The organism is Arsukibacterium sp., from assembly GCF_036735525.1.
Lineage (GTDB): Bacteria > Pseudomonadota > Gammaproteobacteria > Enterobacterales > Alteromonadaceae > Alishewanella.
Genome location: NZ_DAINOE010000035.1, coordinates 16,999 through 37,044 on the forward strand (window position 1 = coordinate 16,999; position 20,046 = coordinate 37,044).

The 20,046-nt window shown below is 49.2% G+C and carries 21 protein-coding genes; 13 read left to right on the top strand and 8 right to left on the bottom strand.

The features are described 5' to 3' along the window. The first annotated feature begins 1 nt into the window (after nt 1). The 6 genes from V7D78_RS08775 (at nt 2) to V7D78_RS08800 (ending at nt 5,649) form a co-directional block, all read left to right on the top strand. Nucleotides 2–625: an aminodeoxychorismate/anthranilate synthase component II gene (locus V7D78_RS08775; RefSeq protein ID WP_333608071.1), complete on the top strand. Its 624-nt coding sequence runs from the start codon at nt 2–4 to the stop codon at nt 623–625. After that, nucleotides 622–1,683, top strand: coding sequence for an anthranilate phosphoribosyltransferase (trpD, locus tag V7D78_RS08780; protein WP_333608072.1), 1,062 nt, complete (start codon nt 622–624; stop codon nt 1,681–1,683). Before V7D78_RS08775 ends, trpD begins: the two co-directional genes overlap by 4 nt. Beyond that, nucleotides 1,673–3,079, top strand: coding sequence for a bifunctional indole-3-glycerol-phosphate synthase TrpC/phosphoribosylanthranilate isomerase TrpF (trpCF, locus tag V7D78_RS08785; protein WP_333608073.1), 1,407 nt, complete (start codon nt 1,673–1,675; stop codon nt 3,077–3,079). Before trpD ends, trpCF begins: the two co-directional genes overlap by 11 nt. Beyond that, nucleotides 3,072–4,262 (top strand): tryptophan synthase subunit beta, encoded by a 1,191-nt coding sequence (gene trpB / locus V7D78_RS08790; protein WP_333608074.1) that lies wholly within the window; start codon nt 3,072–3,074, stop codon nt 4,260–4,262. The genes trpCF and trpB overlap by 8 nt, the downstream gene beginning before the upstream one ends. Further along, nucleotides 4,259–5,059 carry a tryptophan synthase subunit alpha gene (gene trpA / locus V7D78_RS08795; protein WP_333608075.1) on the top strand — a complete coding sequence of 267 codons (801 nt, stop codon included), beginning with the start codon at nt 4,259–4,261 and terminating at the stop codon, nt 5,057–5,059. The genes trpB and trpA overlap by 4 nt, the downstream gene beginning before the upstream one ends. Nucleotides 5,060–5,169: 110 nt before the next feature. Further along, nucleotides 5,170–5,649 carry an FKBP-type peptidyl-prolyl cis-trans isomerase gene (locus tag V7D78_RS08800; protein ID WP_333608076.1) on the top strand — a complete coding sequence of 160 codons (480 nt, stop codon included), beginning with the start codon at nt 5,170–5,172 and terminating at the stop codon, nt 5,647–5,649. A gap of 26 nt (nt 5,650–5,675) precedes the next feature. Here V7D78_RS08800 and V7D78_RS08805 read toward each other — a convergent pair whose 3' ends face one another. Both V7D78_RS08805 and V7D78_RS08810 read right to left on the bottom strand, forming a co-directional pair. Further along, nucleotides 5,676–6,773 carry a PQQ-dependent sugar dehydrogenase gene (locus tag V7D78_RS08805; protein WP_333608077.1) on the bottom strand — a complete coding sequence of 366 codons (1,098 nt, stop codon included), beginning with the start codon at nt 6,771–6,773 and terminating at the stop codon, nt 5,676–5,678. Continuing rightward, nucleotides 6,770–7,243: a hypothetical protein gene (locus V7D78_RS08810; protein WP_333608078.1), complete on the bottom strand. Its 474-nt coding sequence runs from the start codon at nt 7,241–7,243 to the stop codon at nt 6,770–6,772. Before V7D78_RS08810 ends, V7D78_RS08805 begins: the two co-directional genes overlap by 4 nt. 175 nt (nt 7,244–7,418) lie before the next feature. Between V7D78_RS08810 and hemH the strand changes: the two genes are divergently transcribed. The 3 genes from hemH to V7D78_RS08825 all read left to right on the top strand — a co-directional run bounded on the left by hemH (nt 7,419) and on the right by V7D78_RS08825 (nt 11,626). Beyond that, on the top strand, nt 7,419–8,498 hold the full coding sequence (hemH, locus tag V7D78_RS08815; RefSeq protein ID WP_333608079.1) for a ferrochelatase: 1,080 nt from the start codon (nt 7,419–7,421) through the stop codon (nt 8,496–8,498). 59 nt (nt 8,499–8,557) lie between these two features. Then, nucleotides 8,558–8,929, top strand: coding sequence for a hypothetical protein (locus V7D78_RS08820; RefSeq protein WP_333608080.1), 372 nt, complete (start codon nt 8,558–8,560; stop codon nt 8,927–8,929). A 69-nt stretch (nt 8,930–8,998) separates the two neighbouring features. After that, nucleotides 8,999–11,626 carry a transglycosylase domain-containing protein gene (locus V7D78_RS08825; protein WP_333608081.1) on the top strand — a complete coding sequence of 876 codons (2,628 nt, stop codon included), beginning with the start codon at nt 8,999–9,001 and terminating at the stop codon, nt 11,624–11,626. Here V7D78_RS08825 and V7D78_RS08830 read toward each other — a convergent pair. Next, nucleotides 11,623–12,615, bottom strand: a complete 993-nt coding sequence (locus V7D78_RS08830) for a GGDEF domain-containing protein (RefSeq protein ID WP_333608082.1) — start codon at nt 12,613–12,615, stop codon at nt 11,623–11,625. The two genes, V7D78_RS08825 and V7D78_RS08830, sit on opposite strands and share 4 nt — an antisense overlap. A gap of 58 nt (nt 12,616–12,673) precedes the next feature. Continuing rightward, on the bottom strand, nt 12,674–13,273 hold the full coding sequence (locus V7D78_RS08835) for an HAD family hydrolase (protein ID WP_333608083.1): 600 nt from the start codon (nt 13,271–13,273) through the stop codon (nt 12,674–12,676). A 266-nt stretch (nt 13,274–13,539) separates the two neighbouring features. On the opposite strand from V7D78_RS08835, the gene V7D78_RS08840 reads away from it, so the two are divergent. After that, a complete protein-coding gene (locus tag V7D78_RS08840; RefSeq protein WP_333608084.1) occupies nt 13,540–14,241 on the top strand; it encodes a YebC/PmpR family DNA-binding transcriptional regulator in 702 nt (233 codons plus the stop codon). A 60-nt stretch (nt 14,242–14,301) separates the two neighbouring features. Then, a complete protein-coding gene (locus tag V7D78_RS08845; RefSeq protein WP_333608085.1) occupies nt 14,302–14,865 on the top strand; it encodes a TetR/AcrR family transcriptional regulator in 564 nt (187 codons plus the stop codon). Between the two features lie 30 nt (nt 14,866–14,895). On the opposite strand, the gene V7D78_RS08850 is transcribed toward V7D78_RS08845, so the two are convergent. The 3 genes from V7D78_RS08850 to V7D78_RS08860 all read right to left on the bottom strand — a co-directional run bounded on the left by V7D78_RS08850 (nt 14,896) and on the right by V7D78_RS08860 (nt 16,035). Continuing rightward, a complete protein-coding gene (locus V7D78_RS08850; RefSeq protein ID WP_333608086.1) occupies nt 14,896–15,294 on the bottom strand; it encodes a cytochrome b562 in 399 nt (132 codons plus the stop codon). A gap of 107 nt (nt 15,295–15,401) precedes the next feature. Next, nucleotides 15,402–15,599, bottom strand: a complete 198-nt coding sequence (locus tag V7D78_RS08855) for a CsbD family protein (protein WP_333608087.1) — start codon at nt 15,597–15,599, stop codon at nt 15,402–15,404. 247 nt (nt 15,600–15,846) lie between these two features. Then, a complete protein-coding gene (locus V7D78_RS08860) occupies nt 15,847–16,035 on the bottom strand; it encodes a hypothetical protein (protein ID WP_333608088.1) in 189 nt (62 codons plus the stop codon). Nucleotides 16,036–16,345: 310 nt separating this feature from the next. On the opposite strand from V7D78_RS08860, the gene V7D78_RS08865 reads away from it, so the two are divergent. Together V7D78_RS08865 and V7D78_RS08870 are read left to right on the top strand one after the other, a co-directional pair. Then, nucleotides 16,346–17,338, top strand: coding sequence for a tetratricopeptide repeat protein (locus V7D78_RS08865; protein WP_333608089.1), 993 nt, complete (start codon nt 16,346–16,348; stop codon nt 17,336–17,338). Between the two features lie 171 nt (nt 17,339–17,509). Further along, entirely contained in the window at nt 17,510–18,205 is a 696-nt protein-coding gene (locus tag V7D78_RS08870; protein WP_333608090.1) for a 2OG-Fe(II) oxygenase, read from the top strand. 59 nt (nt 18,206–18,264) lie between these two features. Here V7D78_RS08870 and bdpA read toward each other — a convergent pair whose 3' ends face one another. Further along, nucleotides 18,265–19,692, bottom strand: coding sequence for a BAR domain-like protein A BdpA (gene bdpA, locus V7D78_RS08875; protein ID WP_333608091.1), 1,428 nt, complete (start codon nt 19,690–19,692; stop codon nt 18,265–18,267). Between the last annotated feature and the right edge of the window lie 354 nt (nt 19,693–20,046).

Here is a 20,046-nt window from a genome sequence, read left to right on the forward strand (position 1 = left end):
TATTTATTTGCTGGATAATATCGACTCCTTTACCTACAACCTGGTAGATGAATTTGCGCAGCTGGGTTACCCGGTTAAGTTGTATCGTAATACCGTGCCTGCCGACTATATCGTGGCGCAAATGCAAGCAGAAACGCTGCCAGTATTGTTGGTGTTATCACCCGGCCCCGGCAGCCCGGCGGATGCCGGCTCTATGCCCGCTTTATTGGCGCTGTGTGCCGGCCGCTATCCGGTGCTGGGCATTTGTCTTGGACATCAGGCCATTGTGGAGCACTTTGGTGGCGTAGTGGGCCGCGCCGGCGAAACCGTTCACGGTAAAACGTCGGCCATTAAGCTGCAGCACCACCCGGTATTTGCCGGTTTACCCAACCCATTTTTAGTGGCGCGCTATCACTCATTAATGGCTACTGACATGCCCGACAACTTAACCTTGCTGGCCCATGACCGGCATATCCCGATGGCGGTAATTAACGAATCAACATGCATGTTAGGCTTTCAGTTTCATCCCGAGTCTATTCTGACCACACTGGGTAAACCCTTGTTGAAGCAGAGTATTGAATATTTACTGGGACGCGCAAGCTTGATGAGCAGCGACAGCTCGATGAATAGTAGAGGTAATGAATGAACAGCAGTGATGTGGTCAAACCACAAAACACCGTCATGCCAGACGCCGTGCTGAGTACGGTACAGCATAGCCTGAGCGGCCAGCCCTTAAGTTTTGCTCAGGCCGAGCAGTTTTTCAGTGCGGTGGTGCAAGGCCAGGTCGAGCCGGTGCAGTTAACGGCTTTATTAGTCGCCCTTAAAATGCGCGGTGAAACGGCCGATGAAATTGCTGGGGCAGCCCAAGCCCTGCGCGCTGCCGCCACCCCTTTTGTCACTGATATTAGTGGCAGCATTGATTGCTGCGGTACCGGTGGTGATGGCAGCAATACCATTAATATTTCCAGCACCGCCGCCATAGTGGCTGCCGCCATGGGCTTAAAAGTGGTGAAACATGGCAACCGCAGCGTGTCATCGCAATCTGGCTCTGCCGATTTGCTGGAGCAACTGGGTGTCAATATTCAGATGTCACCCGAGCAGGCGGCTAAAGCCTTAGCCAGCAGCAACTGCAGCTTTTTATTTGCCCCGCAGTACCATGCCGGCATTAAACATGCGATGCCGGTGCGCCAGGCACTGAAAAGCCGCACCCTGTTTAACCTGTTAGGCCCACTGGTCAACCCGGCCGCGCCGGATTACCAGTTGTTAGGCGTGTACGCCCCTAAATTGTGCCGGGTGATGGCATCTGCCTTACAACAATTAGGGGTTAAGCGCGCCTGGGTTGTGCATGGCAGTGGCTGTGATGAAATTGCGTTACATGGCAATACCTATGTGTGCCAGTTAAAAGACGGCGAGCTGACCGAGTTTAGCCTGACACCGGACGATTTTGGTGTGCCATTAGCGCCATTACCGGCGCTGGCTGGCGGCTCACCGGCTGATAACGCTGAGGCGACGCTGGCTATTTTACAAGGCAAGGGGCAGGCAGCGCATCGGGCAGCAGTGGCAATCAATGTGGCGGCCATGCTTAAAATTGCCGGCTGTGGCGATAATCTGAAGGTAAACACTCAGGCAGTGCTGGAGCTGTTAAATAGCGACTTAGCCATGCACACCTTGCAACAATTTAAGGCCCTAAGTCATGGTGGATAACGCAGTTACACCCAATATTTTAGAAAAGATAGTGCAGCACAAACGGCTGGAAGTCGCCGCGCTTAAGCTACAGCAACCGCTTACACAGTTTATGGCAGAAATCAGGCCCAGCCAGCGCGATTTTCTGGCCGCGCTAACGCAAAAAGGGCCACGCTTTATTCTGGAATGCAAAAAAGCCTCGCCCTCTAAGGGCTTAATCCGGGCTCAGTTCGATTTAACCGAGCTGGCAGAGGTGTATTGCCGCTATGCTGATTGCATTTCGGTACTGACCGACGAAAAATTTTTCCAGGGCAGCTACGATTACCTGCGCACTATGCGCACTTTAGTAGATAAACCGCTATTGCATAAAGACTTTATTATAGACACTTACCAAATATATTTAGGCCGCCACTGTGGTGCTGATGCCGTACTGTTGATGTTGTCGGTATTAAACGATTACGAGTACCAGCAGCTGGCTAAGCTTGCTGCTCAGCTGAATATGACCGTATTAACTGAAGTCAGTAATGTTGAGGAAACCCAACGGGCAGTGGCACTGAACGCTAAGCTGATTGGCATTAATAACCGCAACCTTCGCGATTTAAGCACCAACTTAGAGACCAGCTTTGAACTGGCGGCATTAGTGCCGGCCGATCGCACCCTGGTCTCGGAATCAGGCATTTACAGCCACCAGCAGGTGCGGCATTTATCACAGGTCGCCTCGGCGTTTTTAGTGGGTAGCTCGTTAATGGCCGAAGCCGATTTAGCCGCAGCCACCCGTAAACTGGTACTGGGCCCTCATAAAGTTTGTGGTTTAACCCGAGCTGAAGACGCGGCAGCCGCTTTTGCTGCCGGTGCCTATTATGGCGGCTTGATTTTCCACCCTGCATCCAAGCGTTATGTCAGCCCAGAGCAAGCATCACTGGTGCAACAAGCTGCGCCACTGCAGTATGTTGGCGTATTTGTGGATGCCGATATACCGCAAGTAGCAGACATTGCCCGGCAGCTTAAGCTGTGTGCCGTGCAATTGCATGGCGATGAAAATGAGCAGTACTTACTTGATTTAAAAGCGCTATTACCAGCAACTTGCCAAATTTGGAAAGCCTATCGGGTGCAGGATAAGCTGCCGGCATTCAGCCCGCAGGCCGATGTGGTGTTACTGGATGCCTACCATCCTCAGCAGCACGGTGGCAGTGGCCTGAGTTTTAACTGGCAACTGTTAGCGACGCAGCCGCAGCGGTCAGGCCAACAACCTATTATGTTAGCGGGTGGCCTCAGTGCCGATAATTGCCGCGATGCGCTCGCCCTGCCGGTGGCCGGGCTTGATTTTAATTCCGGACTGGAAAGTGCGCCCGGCATCAAAGATGCGGCCAAAATCCAGTCTGCCTTTTCACAGATCCGGGAGTTTCACCATGAGTGAGCTAAAGCTTAACCCTTATTTTGGCCAATATGGCGGTATGTTTGTACCGCAGTTATTGGTACCAGCGTTAAAACAGCTGGAGCAAGCCTATGTCGATGCATTGCAAGATCCGGCCTTTCATGCCGAGTTTCAGCAACTACTGACCGAATATGCCGGCCGGCCGACACCGCTGACCTTGTGCCGTAATTTATCACCCAATCCTTTGGTGAAAATTTACATGAAACGCGAAGACTTGCTGCACGGTGGTGCGCACAAAACCAATCAGGTGTTGGGTCAGGCCTTACTGACCAAGCGCATGGGTAAAAAAGAAGTGATTGCCGAAACCGGCGCTGGCCAACATGGTGTCGCCACCGCACTGGCTTGCGCCTTACTCGGACTGAAATGCCGTATTTACATGGGAGCTAAAGATATAGAACGCCAGCAACCCAATGTGTTTCGGATGAAACTGATGGGCGCCACCGTGATACCAGTGACCAGTGGCAGCGGCACCTTAAAAGACGCGGTAAACGAAGCGATGCGCGACTGGTCTGCTACTTACGACAGCACCCACTATATGCTGGGCACCGCCGCCGGGCCGCATCCATTTCCGACCATAGTGCGCGAATTTCAAAAGATGATTGGCGAAGAAGCTAAGCAGCAAATACTTAAAGCAGAAGGTAAGCTGCCCGATGCGGTAATTGCCTGTGTTGGCGGTGGTTCTAATGCTATTGGCATCTTTGCTGATTTTATTGAAGAGCCTGGTGTTCGCTTAATTGGTGTTGAACCTGGTGGCAAAGGTATTAATACCCACCAACACGGCGCGGCACTGTCTACCGGCAGCTATGGCATCTTACATGGCGCCTATACCGCCATTATGCAAACTAACGATGGCCAGATTGAAGAGTCTTACTCGATATCAGCCGGTCTGGACTACCCGGCAGTAGGTCCGCAACATACCTATTTACAGCAAATTGGCCGGGCAGAATACGTGGCGATTAACGATGATGAAGCGCTGGCCGCGTTTCAACATCTGGCCAAGGCTGAAGGTATTATTCCTGCGCTGGAAAGCTCACATGCGCTGGCCCATGCCCTTAAAATGGCCACTGCGGCAACCGAGCCTTTAGTGTTACTGGTCAATTTATCCGGGCGCGGTGATAAAGATTTAGCCCATGTGCACAGTGTGTTAGCCGGAGAGCAACTATGAAACGTTACCAGCAAATGTTTAACCGGTTACAACAGGAAGGCCGTGGCGCCTTTGTGCCCTTTGTTACCGTAGGCGACCCTTCGCCACAGTTGTCTTTTGAGATTATTAAAACGCTGATAGATGCCGGCGCCGATGCACTGGAGCTGGGTTTTGCCTTCTCTGATCCTATTGCCGATGGCCCGACTATTCAAAACGCCAATATCCGCGCGCTGGCCGCCGGAGTAACACCGGCTATCAGCTTTGACATTATTCACAAAATTCGCCAATACCATGCCACTATCCCTATTGGTTTATTACTGTATTCCAATTTGGTAATGGCGCGGGGAATCGATCATTTTTATGCGCAGGCTGCCGCGGCCGGCGTCGATTCAGTATTAATTGCCGATGTGCCGCTACATGAGAGTAAGCTGTTCCGCCAGGCCGCCATGGCACACGATATCGCGCCAATTTTTATCGTACCGCCAAATGTCGATGATGATGACTTGCGCGCTATTGCCTCTTATGGCCGCGGCTATACCTATCTGCTTAGCCGTGCCGGCGTTACCGGCGCTGAAACCAAAGCGGCGATGCCAACGGCCGAGCTGATTGCCCGCATTAACGCTTATAACCCGGCACCACCGCTGCTCGGTTTTGGTATTTCTACGCCAGAGCAGGTCAGAAACGCCATAGACAGTGGTGCAGCCGGTGCCATTTGTGGCTCGGCTATTGTCAAAATTCTTGAGCAACATCTGGCTGAGCCTGCCACCTTACTGACAGAGCTCAAACGCTTTGTTCAGCAAATGAAAGCGGCCAGTTAAACCAGCCACTGCTCCTTTCAATCAGAAAGGAGCAGTTTTATAGCAGGCTTCGGTTTTGCACTGCAGTTCGTTATACTAGTTAGCCTATTTCTCAGCAAAAGCCACTTATTATGAAGATTAGTAACAATGCCGTTGTGCAATTTCACTATAGTTTAAGCGATGAAACAGGTGAGTTAGAAAACTCTGCCGGAAGTACGCCGCTGCTGTATATGCATGGTCAGCAGCAAATGCTGCCGAAACTGGAAGCGGCACTGGAAGGCAAAACAGAAGGTGACAGCCTGGAGCTAACCCTGGCCCCGGCTGATGCCTATGGCGAGCTCAAAGCCGATGCCATTCAGAGTATTCAGGTGAAATACCTGCATGGCGCCAAAAAATGGAAGCCAGGCATGAAAGCCTGGGTGCAAACCGATGACGGCCAGCGCCAGGTAACAGTGGTAAAAGTGGGTATGTTTAAAGCTGACATTGACACTAACCACCCACTGGCCGGTAAAACCCTGACCTTTAACATAAACATTTTAAAGGTGCGCGAAGCCAGCGCAGAAGAAATCGCCCATGGCCATGCCCATGGCGAAGGCGGCCATCAGCACTAAGGCGTTATCTCGGCGTTATTTGGGCGCTATTTAGGCGTGACCCGCAGCAACTTGCCCTGCTCACTGTCGGTTAATATATATATAGACCCATCTGGCCCGCTGCGCACATCGCGCAGCCGGCTGTTTAATTCTGCCAACATCTGTTGCTCAGCCACTACCTTACCATCCTGCAGCGTAAGCCGATGCAGCCGTTTACCGGCCAACGCCGTAATAAACAAGTTGCCCTGCCACTGACTAAAACGTGCATGCTGATAAAGCGCCATACCTGAGGGCGCAATGGAGGGCGTCCAGACATACAGCGGATCGGTCATACCGCTAAACTGGGTATAGGGTGAAATACGCGCACCGGTGTAATCGATACCATGACTGGCTACTGGCCAGCCATAGTTTTGACCCGGTAACAGCACATTCAGCTCATCACCGCCGCGTGGGCCATGTTCATGACTCAGTAGCTGTTGGTTATCTGCATCATAAACAATGCCTTGCACATTACGATGGCCCAGGCTGTATATTTCTGCGGCAACAGCCGGTTCGCCAACAAAGGGATTATCGCCTGGTACACTGCCATCCAATGCCACACGCACAATTTTACCCAGATGATTGGCTTTATTTTGTGCCTGCTCGCGATAGTCAAAGCCATCACCCAAGGTTAAAACCACGGTATCATCAGGCAATAACGCCATGCGCCCACCATAGTGGGCAGCGCCACGACGCAAGGGTTGCGCCTGAAAAATCGGCCTGATCGCCTCTAACTTATCGCCCCTTAGCTGCGCACTGGCCAAACAGGTACTGTTGGCGGCTAAGGTACCGCAGGAATAACTCAGTAATAAGCGGCCACTATCGGCAAAGTCAGGCAACAGCAATAAATCTAATACACCGCCCTGCGCGGCGACAAACAACTCAGGCAAGGCGGGCTGAAGACTAAACAGGGTGTCACCGCTTGGGGATAGCTTTTTTAACTGACCGCTGCGTTCAGTGATTAAAAAGCTGCCATCGGCTAACGGCGCCAGTGCCCAGGGGTAATGTAGATCCTCAGCAATAGTTTGCACCTGATAATCCGTTTGTGCGCTGCTGCTAAAACTTACCAGCATCACACTCAGCAAAAGATGGCCATATTTAGTCATGAGTTTCTCCTTAAACGCTCAGCTAACCAGGCAAAACACCAGGCCGCCAGTCCACAGGCGGCTAACAGCCCCAGGGTGCCAAGCAGGGTGCGGTTAGCGGCAATTAACGTTGGCATAGGTGCCAGCTGGTTGATAATCAGCAAGGTGAGGTAAAAGCCCATTGCTGCCAGTAAAAAGTACAACGAGCGCGGTAACATCGGTTGGCGCCGCCGGAGCCAGCCGGCCAGCAAAATAGCCATTAGCAAAGGCATGGCCATCAGGGCCGCTAAAGTCGGCATAAAGTGCCGTAAATCAAATTGTATGGTACTGAGCCGGTCAGCTGAGGTTATCGGGCCACTGATAGCGGCGATAGCACTTAGGTTGAGTTGGCTTTGTAACAAAGACCCCAGCGCCGCGCCCAGCAATAACGCCATGATAAAACATAATATCGGCCTTAGCTTAGCAATAAAAGACTGTGTAATTCCCGGCATTTTGTTTCTCTCCTGTGATAAGCTAACAGCCTACGCAGAGCGTGGTGAAAACTCAAGGCACTCTGCCGTCAATCGGCCAGCTGATACGATAAAACGGCAAGATGTCGCGCTTAATAAACCACTGCAGTGGCTTTTGCGTAAGTCTTTCTTTTTATTAGCATGAGATCAAGCCGTTATGCGTTATATCAATACCAAAGAGTATTCTCATCAGCAAAGTGACAAAATCGGGGTGTTATTAACCAACCTCGGCACGCCTGATGCTCCTACCCCCAAAGCACTTCGCCGCTACTTAAAACAATTTTTATCTGATCCCAGGGTGGTAGAGGTACCCCGCCTGCTGTGGTGGTGTATTTTACATGGCATTATTTTAAATATCCGGCCGCGCCGCTCAGCCAAAGCTTATGCGACGGTGTTTACTGACGAAGGCTCACCCTTATTATTTCATACTCAGCATCAAACCACTGCCATAGCAGAGCGCTTAGCCAGTTTGGGGCACGACAATCTGGTGGTAGATTTTGCCATGCGCTACGGTAACCCGGGTGTACCAGCAGTACTGGATAAGATGCTGCAACAAGGGGTACGTAAACTCTTGGTATTGCCACTGTACCCACAGTACTGTGCTGCGACCACCGGTTCTACTTTTGATGCCTTAGCAGATGATTTTAAACAACGCCGCTGGTTGCCTGACTTACGCTTTATTAGCCATTACCATGATTATGCCCCCTTTATTTCTGCGGCTGCACAACGGATACGCGAGCACTGGCAAAGCCATGGCCGGGCCGATAAACTGATTTTTTCTTATCATGGTATTCCTAAACGCTACTTACTGAATGGCGACCCTTACCATTGTGAATGCTATAAAACCTCGCGGCTGCTGGCTGAGGCATTACAACTCAATAAAGATGAGTATATGACCACCTTTCAATCACGCTTTGGCCGCGAAGAGTGGCTAAAACCCTATACCGATCACACATTAAAAGCCTTACCGGCACAGGGTGTCAGTTCAGTGCAGATTTTTTGCCCGGGTTTTGCCGCCGATTGTCTGGAAACCATCGAGGAAATTGGCGAAGAAAACCAAGAGTACTTTTTAGAGGCTGGCGGTAAACGTTATGAATACATCAGTGCCCTAAATGACCGCCCTGAACACATTGATGCCCTGTGCCAGCTGATAGGCGAACAATTAGCCGGCTGGCAAGTGCACAGCGATCCACAGCGTGCTGCCCGGGCGGAACAACTGCGTCAGCAGCAGTTGTAATCACCCTGTTATCAAACTTGAGAAACCTGAACATCTGAAAGGTAGAATAAAGCAGCATTATGAGTAAGTCCAAATCTGGCCAGCCAGCTGATGAGCATTTAGCGGTACCACCGTTATTGCAACGGATGAAGTTTGATAATGTGCGTGAAAGACCTGCGCCGCCTGCGGCCAAACCCTTTGCCTGGCGGCGCTGGCTCTGTGCTTTACTGCTAGCCTTGTTGCTGCTTGCCGGCTTTATGGAATACCGCAGCAGCTATCTGCAATCGCTGTTCTGGCATAATCTGGCACAAGGCTTAAGCTACCAGTTGCTGTCTGGCCAAACCGAGGCGGTGCACTACCCCGAGGCCGGTCCCTTCGATCAGCGCGCCGGTTACAGTTTACTGGCAGACTGGTTGCCCAGATTAACCCTGGCGGGCTTTCACATTCAGTAACAACAGCGCTTTTCACCGGCGCTGTTACGCTACACCCGCTGGGGCTTTAACCCACCCTACCCACAAAAAATGCAGTTTGGTCTACACCTTTATGACTGCAAGGCTGAGCCGGTATTTGAATTTCAAAAACCCGGTTTTCAATTTAAAGAACTGGCAGAAGTGGCGCCTTTGCTGGTTGATATGCTGTTGTTTATTGAAAACCGGCAATTACTGCAAGACGCAGATTATGCCAACCCAGCCATAGACTGGACCCGACTGGGCGCTGCGGTACTGAGCCAGACACAAAGAAGCCTGGGCTTTGATGCCCCCGCCGCCGGTGGCAGCACGCTCGCCACTCAGATAGAAAAATACCAGCACTCAGCTCAGGGCTTTACCTCCGGGTTTGGCGATAAGTTTAAACAGTTGGTCTCCGCCAGTAGCCGTGCCTATTTAAACGGCCGCGATACCCAGCACAGCCGCCGCCAGATTATTTTGCATTACCTTAATACAGTCCCGCTGGCGGCAACGCCACAATTGGGTGAAGTACATGGCCTGGGTGAAGGCCCGCAAGCCTGGTTTAATGCCAATCCTGCTCAGGTAAACCAATTACTGATGCAGCCACAAAGCTCTGCCGAGCAAGGGCTGGCGCTGCGGCAAAGTTTGGCGCTGATCATTGCACAGCGTCGTCCGTCCTATTATTTATTATCAGGCCGTGCCGATTTAGAGCAGCTGGTAGATAGCCATTTGCGTTTATTGCGTCAGCATCAGCTTATCAGCCAAAGTCAGTTCGAAGCGGCCGCCCGCGCCCGCTTAACCTTTGATACTCAAGCCAGCCTTAACCAGCCTCGTGAGTTTGATAAAACTGCCACTATGCTGCGCAGCCGGCTGGCCAGTTTGCTTAATCAGAGCCTGTATCAGTTGGACCGCTTAGATTTAACGGCGCACAGTACGCTGGATTTAACCATGCAACAGGCGGTAGGCGACTATTTACAGCAATTGACCAGTGAAGCCGGTGCCAGCAAAGCCGGCTTAATCGGTCATCGCTTGCTAAGCGCTGTGCAACTTGCTCAAGTCCGTTATAGTTTTACCTTGTATCAAAGCACGGCAATGGGCAATAAACTGCGGATCCAAACGGATAATCAGCACAATCAACCCTTTGATTTAAACGAAGGCAGTAAACTGGAGCTGGGCTCTACCGCCAAGTTACGCATGCTGGTGACCTATCTGGACATTATTGCCGAACTGCACCAACTTTATGCCGAAGAAGCGCCAGAGCAACTGCGTTATCTGGATATTGCACCGCAAGACCAACTGACGCAGTGGGCTATCAGCTATCTTATCGAGCAACCTGGCGTTGCATTAACAACCATGCTGAACGCGGCGCTTGAGCGCAGCTATTCAGCCGATCCCCGCAGTAGTTTTTTTACCGGTGGCGGCTTACATACCTTTAGCAATTTCCGGCGTGAAGAAGACAGTTTAACCCCCACGTTACGCCAGTCGCTGCAGGAGTCAATTAACCTGCCCTTTGTACGACTAACCCAGGATATCGTGCAGTACATTATTCACCATGGCGAGAACAGCAGCTACCAGTTGCTGAAAAATGATCAGGATCCGCGACGCGATCAGTACTTACGTCGCTTTGCTGAGCAGGAAGGCGTAGTATTTTTAGGCCGCTTCTGGCGTAAATACCGTAATCAAACGTCAGAGCAGCGCTTACACACTTTTTTTAGTGGCCTGCGTCAAACACCAGAACGACTGGCGGCCAGCTATCGCTTTATCTACCCGGCGCACGATGAACTAACCTTTATTAAACGCATGCGCCAACAACTGCCTGACAGCACGCTGACTGACTCACAATGGCGCACCTTATATAAAAAATACCCGGCTGATGCTTTTAGTCTACCGGATCAGGCTTATCTGGCACGCAGTCATCCGCTTGAACTCTGGCTATTGGCTTATTTAGAGCAACAGCCCACGCCCAGCTTGTCTGAGGCCATTAATGCCAGTGCCAATGCACGGCAACAAGCTTATCAATGGTTGTTCCGCACGCAATCACGCAGTGCCCGCGACACCCGTATTCGTACCATGCTGGAAATTGAAGCTTTTTGGGATATACATCAACGCTGGCAACGGTTGGGCTACCCCTTTGACTTTCTGGTGCCGTCACTGGCCACCGCCCTTGGCAGTTCGGGCGACAGGCCGGCGGCGCTGGCTGAGCTTATGGGCATTATTGTTAATGATGGCCGCCGACAGCCACTGTATCGTATTGAGCAACTCGCCTTTGCCCAAGACACTCCCTATTACACCCGCTTACTGCGCAACAGCGAAAAAGCCGAGCAAGTGATGCCGGTAGAAGTAGCACAGGTGCTTAGAGAAGCCTTGGCTGAGGTGGTAACAGAGGGCACCGGGCGACGTTTACAAAGTGCCTACCCAATGCCGCAAGGCCGGCTGGCGCCCTTTATTGGTGGTAAAACCGGCACTGGCGATAACCGTTTATCACTGGTGTCATCGCGTGGAGAAACCATCCAATCCACGGCCATTAATCGTACTGCGACCTTTGTGTTTCATTTAAGTGATAATTATTTTGGGGTAATAAGTGTGTATGTGCCAGGTTCGGCAGCGGAAGGCTTTTCATTTACTTCGGCTCTGCCGTTACAAGTGCTCAATGGTATGGCGGGCATATTGCAGCCCTATATCAACTCACCTGGCTGCGACTAGTCTGCCAGTATCACCTGATTTCTGCCCTGGTGTTTGGCCTGGTACAGGGCCATATCAGCACGATGTAACCAGGCTTCCCAGTTTTCACCTGGCGCAAGCAAGGCTAAGCCTGCGGATAAGGTGACCGCCTTGCCATCAGGCAGCAGTAATTGCTGCTGCACACCCTGTCGGATTTTTTCAGCTAAAGCATGCAATGCGTCCGGCTTAATGTCATCGAACAACAACACAAATTCCTCGCCACCAAAGCGATACACTTTGTCGGTTTGGCGGGTTAAATTATTCAGGATTGGCACTAACTTTACCAAGATATCATCGCCCACTTTATGGCCATAATTGTCGTTAATCTGCTTAAAATAGTCTAAATCAAGCAACATCAGGCCATAAGGTCGGCCTTTACGCTGTTGTTGCGCAATAGCCTCTTCCAATGCTTTATTTAAGGTTCTGCGATTGGCCGCGCCGGTCAGGCTGTCTATAGTTGCCAGCTTTTTAAGTGCCTTGCGTTGCATTTGCGTGCGATAAGCAAACATATAAGCAAAAAAACTGGTCGACCCCGTAGTAACAGCAAAGGAGGTTAACTGAAAATGTGTGGCAAACAATTCACCTTCAAACATTAAGCCATAGCCAATTAGCACGGACAAGGTGGTGAGTAATAATAATAAGGCTTTTAACGGGGGCACAAGAAAAAAGATAAAAACAACAAAAGGGTACACCCAAAACAGGCCATCTAAGCCCAGGTTAATACACACCAGGCTGGCACCAATACAAAACGCCACGGCCATAAACTGGCCGGGCCGGACCGTATCGCCAGTGCGCCAGGCATACAGGACTGATATCAGGCTTACCGCTACCATTACCAAATCAGCAATACCGACCACCAGATTGCCGGTAAATAACCGAAAAATGCCATAAGGGGTAAGAAACAAGATGATAATTAACCCAGCCAGACTGATCATGGCCAGATAAAAATCTTGTTTTAAACGTTGTAGCAAAGCTTACCGCCGAATTAATTTGCTCTGTATTAGCCGGTTAATATAGGGCGATAAGCCGCTAAAGTGCAACTTTTTCAGACAATTCGTCGATAAAATAGGCATAATGCCGGAAACTGTAATCAGCCTGTGGTAAAAAATGCTGGTTATGTTGATTTATGTATAAACAGGATGCCATACCGGCATTGGCTGCGACCTGCAGATCAAACAGATAATCACCGATATAGACTAATTGCTCTGTGGGCAGTTGCCACTGGGCTGCGATTTTGTGCAACCCTTCGGGATCAGGTTTAGCCGCACAGTCTTCACGGGTTAAAATAACCTCTATTGGAATTTCCAGCCGCTGGCACATAAGCCGGGTAGCCTCACGCATATTGCGGGTAAGAATGGCCAATGGTAAGCCGCGCTGCTTCAGTTGCAGCAAGGTTTCTTTGGCACCCGGCATCCAACTGGCCGCTGCTGCACCGGCTAATTCATGTTGACGGATAATATCATTGGCACGGGCCGCTTCCTGCTGACAACTAAGCTGACTTAATTGCTCCAGCAAGGGCGTACCAACCGGCCAGCCGATATCAAGGCAAATTTGGCTGAAATCCAGTCTGGAATCCACCAGAGTACCGTCCAAATCAAAAATAACACCTTTGAATTTAAAGCTCATCATTAGCTGCTCTGTGCCTTAGCCCATAGGCTATGGTGTAAAAAGTGACCTTGAATTTTATACTAAAAAAAATAGTTAAGGTTCACTTTGCCAGGCAGAATATTTCCTGGCAACACAGCAGCCGACCTCTGCGCCTTTTCCATGCTTGCTGCGGCAGCATGCTTTTTAGTAAAAAGATTTATCTGGCCTTTGGTTGCTATAAAAGGCTGCTATTCGCTAGACTAGGCGCCTTTTAGCGCTATTGTATTTTAACGAACAGGATCAGTCTTATGGGTGCTCAGTGGAAAGCCAAACATAAACAAGATGCCGCCAATGCCAGAGGGCGGATTTTCACCAAATTAGCAAAAGAAATTGCGGTAGCTGCCCGTAACGGAGCCGATCCGGATATGAACGCTAAATTGCGCTCGGTCATTGAAACCGCCAAAAAAGCCTCTATGCCTAAAGACACGCTGGAGCGGGCTATTAAAAAAGGGGCTGGCTTACTGGATGGCCCGGTAAACTATGAGTCTGTCACCTATGAAGGCTTTGCGCCGCATCAGGTACCGGTCATAGTGGAATGCTTAACCGACAATAAAAACCGCAGCGCCCAAAGTATGCGCTTGTTGTTCCGTAAGGGACAATTAGGCTCATCTGGCTCAGTCTCATGGGATTTTAAACATTTGGGACAAATTGAAGCCGTACCGGCTAATGCGGATGCTGATGCCGAACTGGCTGCTATTGAAGCCGGCGCACAAGATTTTGAACTGTCAGACGATAACGAAGTCATTTTTTTAACTGAACCCACCGATCTGGATGCGGTAAGTAAAGCCCTGCCTGAGTTTGGTTATGAGGTTAACTCTGCCCGGCTGGTGTATCGAGCCAATAATCCGGTAAAACTGGACGAGGCGGCGCTGGCTGAAGTAGAAGCCTTTTTAGACGCCATTGATGCCGATGACGATGTACAAAACGTCTATGCAGGCGTTACCGGCTAAGGTTGTCGTTAGCCACACAGTTGAGCCATACTGCTAGTATTGACTGGCATATGGCTCTAAATGATGGCAGATAAACACAGCATACTGCTACACGCGATACAATTGGCGGAACACACTGGCTGGGAAGCCATGTCCTTGCATACACTGGCTGAACGACAGCAACTGACTCTGGCTGATATTCATCAGCACTTTGTCCAAAAAGACGATATTGTCGATGCCTGGTTTGATCTGGCCGATTGCCGTACGCTGAGTCTGTATCCGCAGAGCCAGCCGCCTCAGCTGGCCTGGCAACGAATTGAGCAGGTGATATTAACCTGGTTACATATGTTGGCTGGCCATCGGCAATTAAGTGGCCAGATGTTGCTATATAAACTGGAGCCTGGCCATATTCACCTGCAACTGGCCGGCGTGTTGCGCATTAGCCGGACCGTACAATGGTTTATGCATGCGGCCAATATCAGTGGCGGGCCTGTGCAGCGCATTGCCCAGGAACTGTGCCTGAGCAGTATTTTTGTCAGTACTTTTATTTACTGGTTAAATGATAACAGCCCTACCCAACAGCGCAGTAAAAGTTTACTTAGACAGGCATTATTACAGGGGCAAAGGTTGGGTGTATGGCAGTAAACTGCCACCATACAACTGCTTTAAACTGGTTTAATAGCGACCAAAAATCATGCGCCAGATACTAAAACGCCGTTCACGGTGATACTGTTGCCGTAATTTTTCTACCTGCTTTAACTGCTGTTGTGCCAGCGCCATATCTTCGGCCGCTAACGCCCGGGCAGTATCGTCTAACACCACTAACACTTTATTCAGGCCTTGCAGGTATATCTCGGCTTTATCCGAAGGCAGTGGCGCTCGCTTCGCATCCTGAACTAAGTCCTGCAACTTGGCGACATACTTACCCAATTCAGCCGGATCTGAGGTTTCGCTGGCTTGCTTGTAAACAAAGCCCATGGTTTTCATGGTAGTTTCCAGATTAACGTTTTTCGCCTGCACCATAAAACCCGCACCCAAGAGTGCCATACAAAGTAAAAAAGAAGACGTCGACATAACAATACCTGCTAACAAAAAACAGCATGCAGTATACCCTATTGGCCAGGTGAAGTCAGGTAACTGAGGATAGGAAAAACTGCAGAGCCGGGGCTCTGCAGTATGCGCTAAAAGCGGCTAAAAAAATCTTCTACCTGTTGCATGGCATCACTACGGTCTAAGCCATAACGCTCTTGCACTAAATCGGCTAACTCTTCAAAGTTACCCCGGGTTTGCTCCAGTTCAGCATAGCTGATTTTATCCCACTCCAGCTTGGCCATTGCCCGTTGCTCACTCCAGTTGCCTTCGTAATATTTAGAACTCATGGTCGCGACTCCTGTTAACACAGAACCCAAGACAGCATCAGCCACTTACTCTATATCACTACTATTATGGCGTACTGCCAGTATCAAAGAGGTTGCCAAAAGTCGATAGACTGATGCATACGCCCCTTCTCGGCTTAAGTGTAGTCTCTGCGCCGGCTGGCAGAAGACTTTAATACACTGGTCCGACTGCAAAGTAGCTCATGGCTGCAGCTGACTCACTGTGCCAGCGACCATTAAATCTAAAAACTTAGTTATATCCCAACACAGCACAGTGAGCCGTATCGGTTTCTTTTGCTTTTACGGCTAACGCCTGCTCTTCTTCAGACTGCCACATCTGGTTTAACGCCTGCTGCTCTTGCTGGGTTAAATCAACGGTGCGTTGTTGTTTAAAATAAAAGTGTGGCTGAGTATAGGGGCTTAAATTTGCGGCACTCATTGTGGCCTCCGATTTTCATCAAAAAATAACATTACCGCTTAAGCATAAGCCGACAAAACTTAGTCTAAGCTGAACTGTTTTGAGAAATTTGTACAATATTAGATTATCTTGTATGCTTTTTTAATAAAAATAAGTTATAGCTGTCACAATTTAATGACGTACACCGTCTTTTAAAACGTATTGAGCTGAACATGAGTCTTAATACCAGAATATTTAAAACCGTTGTTAATCGAGGTTAGGTGCTTGCACCTTATACCTCTAATAAACTTTGTGTTGTTGTTTTAACATAGCTCACTAAAGGGATCACAAAATGAACAAAACACTTAAAGTCGTTATACCCTCTCTGGTAAGTATATTAATAATGAGCCTTGCCACGACCATCTCCTTTTCAGCTACTGCCGTTATAGCGACAGACAGTAATAACGGTTTTTGCCAGAGCGAAAGTTGCCAGGCTGACTTTAAAAAACTGGAAAGGATGGCGCGTTATGGCAATGGTGAAGCCGCCACCATAGTTGCGGTGGCCTATGCCACTGGTGATGGAGTGGAACAAAACACAAGAAAAGCCCGTCGGTACATTTCTATGGCGGCTAAATGGCGCGAACCCATGGGTATGCACCAGTTTTCGATTTGGCTGCGCGAAGGTTTTATTTATGAACAAGATATTGAGCGGGCAGATATGTTGTTAGACCAGGCGGTTAAGGCAAATTTCCCTCCGGCGCTAACTGATAAAGCTAAAATTTTGCTCGCACAAAATTCATCTGAAACAGACAAAGAAGCTATTAGCTTATTAGAGCTAGCCAACGAGCAGTATTACAGCCCTGCTCGTTACTTACTGGCGCAATTACTGGCCAGTGGTGTGGCTGTAGAAGCTGATCTGGCCCGGGCCGGCAGCTTATATAAAAACCTGGCATTAAAGGGCTATGCCGACTCGCGTCAGCGACTTGATGAAATTATCCAGTCACTTGAGCAATATGTTAAACCAGCAGCACAAACACCTGTGAACGAAGAATTAATGGCTTTATTGCAGCCAGTTCTCGCCGATTTAAAGCAATTTGATAATCTTGAAATTATAAAAGTTGCAGGTCAGAAATTTAATGTAAACTCAGAACTCAGCAACATCGTCACTCAGCTGAATTCACTAAATATGTATACATCACGCCATAGTACAGGCTCTCGGATCCCGGGTAACTTATGTGGCCGCGGTGTTTCGAGGTGTGATAATGTGTATGACGATACACAAGGTGGCTTGCTGGATAGGAGCAGTGTTTTTACCTTCAATGTTAGTCAGTTTAGATCTGACTAGCTGGGTCTGAAGATTTTAAGACAAGTTTTAACTAATTAATTGCTCAGATGGGCTGCCATAACGGCAGCCTTTTCCTATATTAATTACAATCGCTTCACAAGTATTAGCAACCATCTGTCAACTTGTTGTGGCCATAAGAACGTTATACAACTTGAGTATTGAGTCGTTTAAATGTGGCTAAATAAAGAAAAAATTAGCAATGCTTCAATTTCTGCCTATCGAAAAACGTTAATTCAGAATGCCCCCAATTATATCGTTATTGATGATTTATTTAATGGCGACAAACTTGATGAGGTACTCAAGGTTTTACAGCTGAGTTCGGGTTGGCTAACGCAAAAACACAGCTACTCGGCGTTATATGTTGATGATATGACATGGCTGAGAACCCGCAACAAACAGCGCTTTGTCAAGCGGGATCTCTGGCAGCGCGACGCGGCTGATACCGATAGCTCTCCATCTAATCTTGCTCTGGCATTTTTATCATTTTTACGCAGCGACGAATTTTTGGTGTTGTTATCACGCATTTTCAGGGTGTCATTAACCGATATCAACCTGGACAAGCCAGACCTGAATACCAATTACTTTCGCTTAGGCGCCAGTGATTTTGTTAATCAACACGCCGATGACTCCCCTGGCAGGCAAGTATGCATGTTGCTGTATTTAAACAAAGACTGGCAGAGCAATAACGGCGGTGAGTTGGTTTTTATGGGCACAGAAGAAAAACACATCTACATTGAGCCACAATACAACCGCTGCGTGTTGTTCGACCCCTCTTCGCCAGGCGCTGAGCACTGGGTAAACGCACTCAAAGCACCTGACAGCCAGCTATATCGCTATAATGTGACCAGTTGGTATTGGTCAAAATGAGCTAATGTCTAATCTTCTGGCTTTTCTGATGTGATTTACGGGTACTCACTGCCATAATGTTACAAATATGCGCTATTAAACGCACTTTTGGATTGTTGCAAATAGCCCCGTGCTTTTTGGGCGTGCGTTTCCCAAAGCTGCTTATCATTTTTATCTGTAAACGGGTTCTGATTGCTGTTAACTGAACGCTCAAACCTGTCGTAATAGGTCAACATTGCCGAAATAATCTCGTTAAACTGATCTTTATAGCTTTGAGTTTGTTCCAGTTGCTCAGAGGTTTTAAGAACAAAACGCACCAGCTGGGTATTGTTGCCTTCATGTAAATAGCTGTTCGCCTGTAAGCTGATATTGCCCGCCACTTCCAGCATCAGTTTTTGCCGCACCGTTTCATCTTTGCTCAGTGCCCGACTTAAGGTCTCCTGTGAGCGTGCCATGCTGGCATGCTGCAAGGTATCGCGCAGTTGTTGCTCGAGTTGACGGCGAAAGCGATCTATATTTGCCTGAATGCTCAACAACTCATTTTCTAGTGCAGAAACCTGTTGCAACTCTTTTTCCAGCTCAGCCAAAAAACGTTCTGCGTCCTGATAAATCTTCAGTCCGTTCTGCTCGGCAAATTTTCGATCAGCGCGGCTTAAGCCAGCACCGCTGTAGCTCGATTTATCAAAACTGGCAGCCAGTAAAGATTTAAAAGGCTCTGCAAAGGCCGCATATACCCCGCCACTGACCACATTTAAGGTCGCCGTTGTTAAATCGCCAAAAGGCTTTAGCATTGAGTTTAACCGTGCCTGCTGCAAGGGCGTCGTTATCCGTCTGGTGTCGGTAACGATGCTGCGAAAACTGGCGTATGCCATCGGATTAGCCATGCGGTTGCGCTCGGAGCCCGCCAATGCCAGTCCATTACCTGCATAGAGGGCATTGGCATACTCAAGATACTGGCGCTGAATATCAAGCTGCGCAGCGTAGTTAACGCCTAATGTTCGGAATGATTCGGCCTGCAAATCAATTTGTTTATCCTGACGCAAGGTTTCCAGGATGCCGCTGACAATCCGCTGTTCATTCTTTTGCAATGCCGTTGACAACAAAATGCGCTCAATCTGAATATCGTCAATATCAATCAGACCGTTAGTAGCTTCAATATCCAGTCGCAGATAGCGCTGGGCAGGATCATCGATTGACACCCGGTGTGCCTTGTAACTTTGCTCACCGCCATTGTGCTCTATCAGCGCTACCGGCTGCCAAAGTGCATTAACCGAGGGCAAATCGGATACCAGCACCAGAATACGGTAACTGGTAAATTCGTTTTGTGGTTTTACCCAAAGCTCCAATACGCCCATTTCACTTAGCGGATTTTTACTGAACAACACACTATTGCCTTCTTTGCATCGCAAAGCCAGCTCACCAGAGCGCTGCACAGCAAGTAATGCTTTGCAATCGCCAAGTTGGCGCCAGAGCAATTCATCTCCCTGCTCAAAGCCATCCTGCAACACTGTTGATTAGGCTTGCGCAGCAACGCCAGGCAGCCACACCGCAAGCAATAACGCCATCAGATTACGCATCGACACTCCGCAACAGGGATAAATAAAGGAGCCGCAAAGCGGCATTGAAAGTGTGGCTATTTTACCAGCAGTCGCAGTGAAAGAGATAGCTAGCTGACAAAGGATATTTAGACAAAAGGCCCACGCTTTTGGCAGAGAGAGGGATTGTTCCGGGCATCCTGCCCTCCACCCCTTCGGGGCCGCACTGAAGTGCGTCCAAATTCGCTCCCGGCGAATTTGTCGAACCGAAGGGTTCTCATCAAATCCTCGATCTCTACCGTGTTAAAACAAAAGGCCCACGCTTTT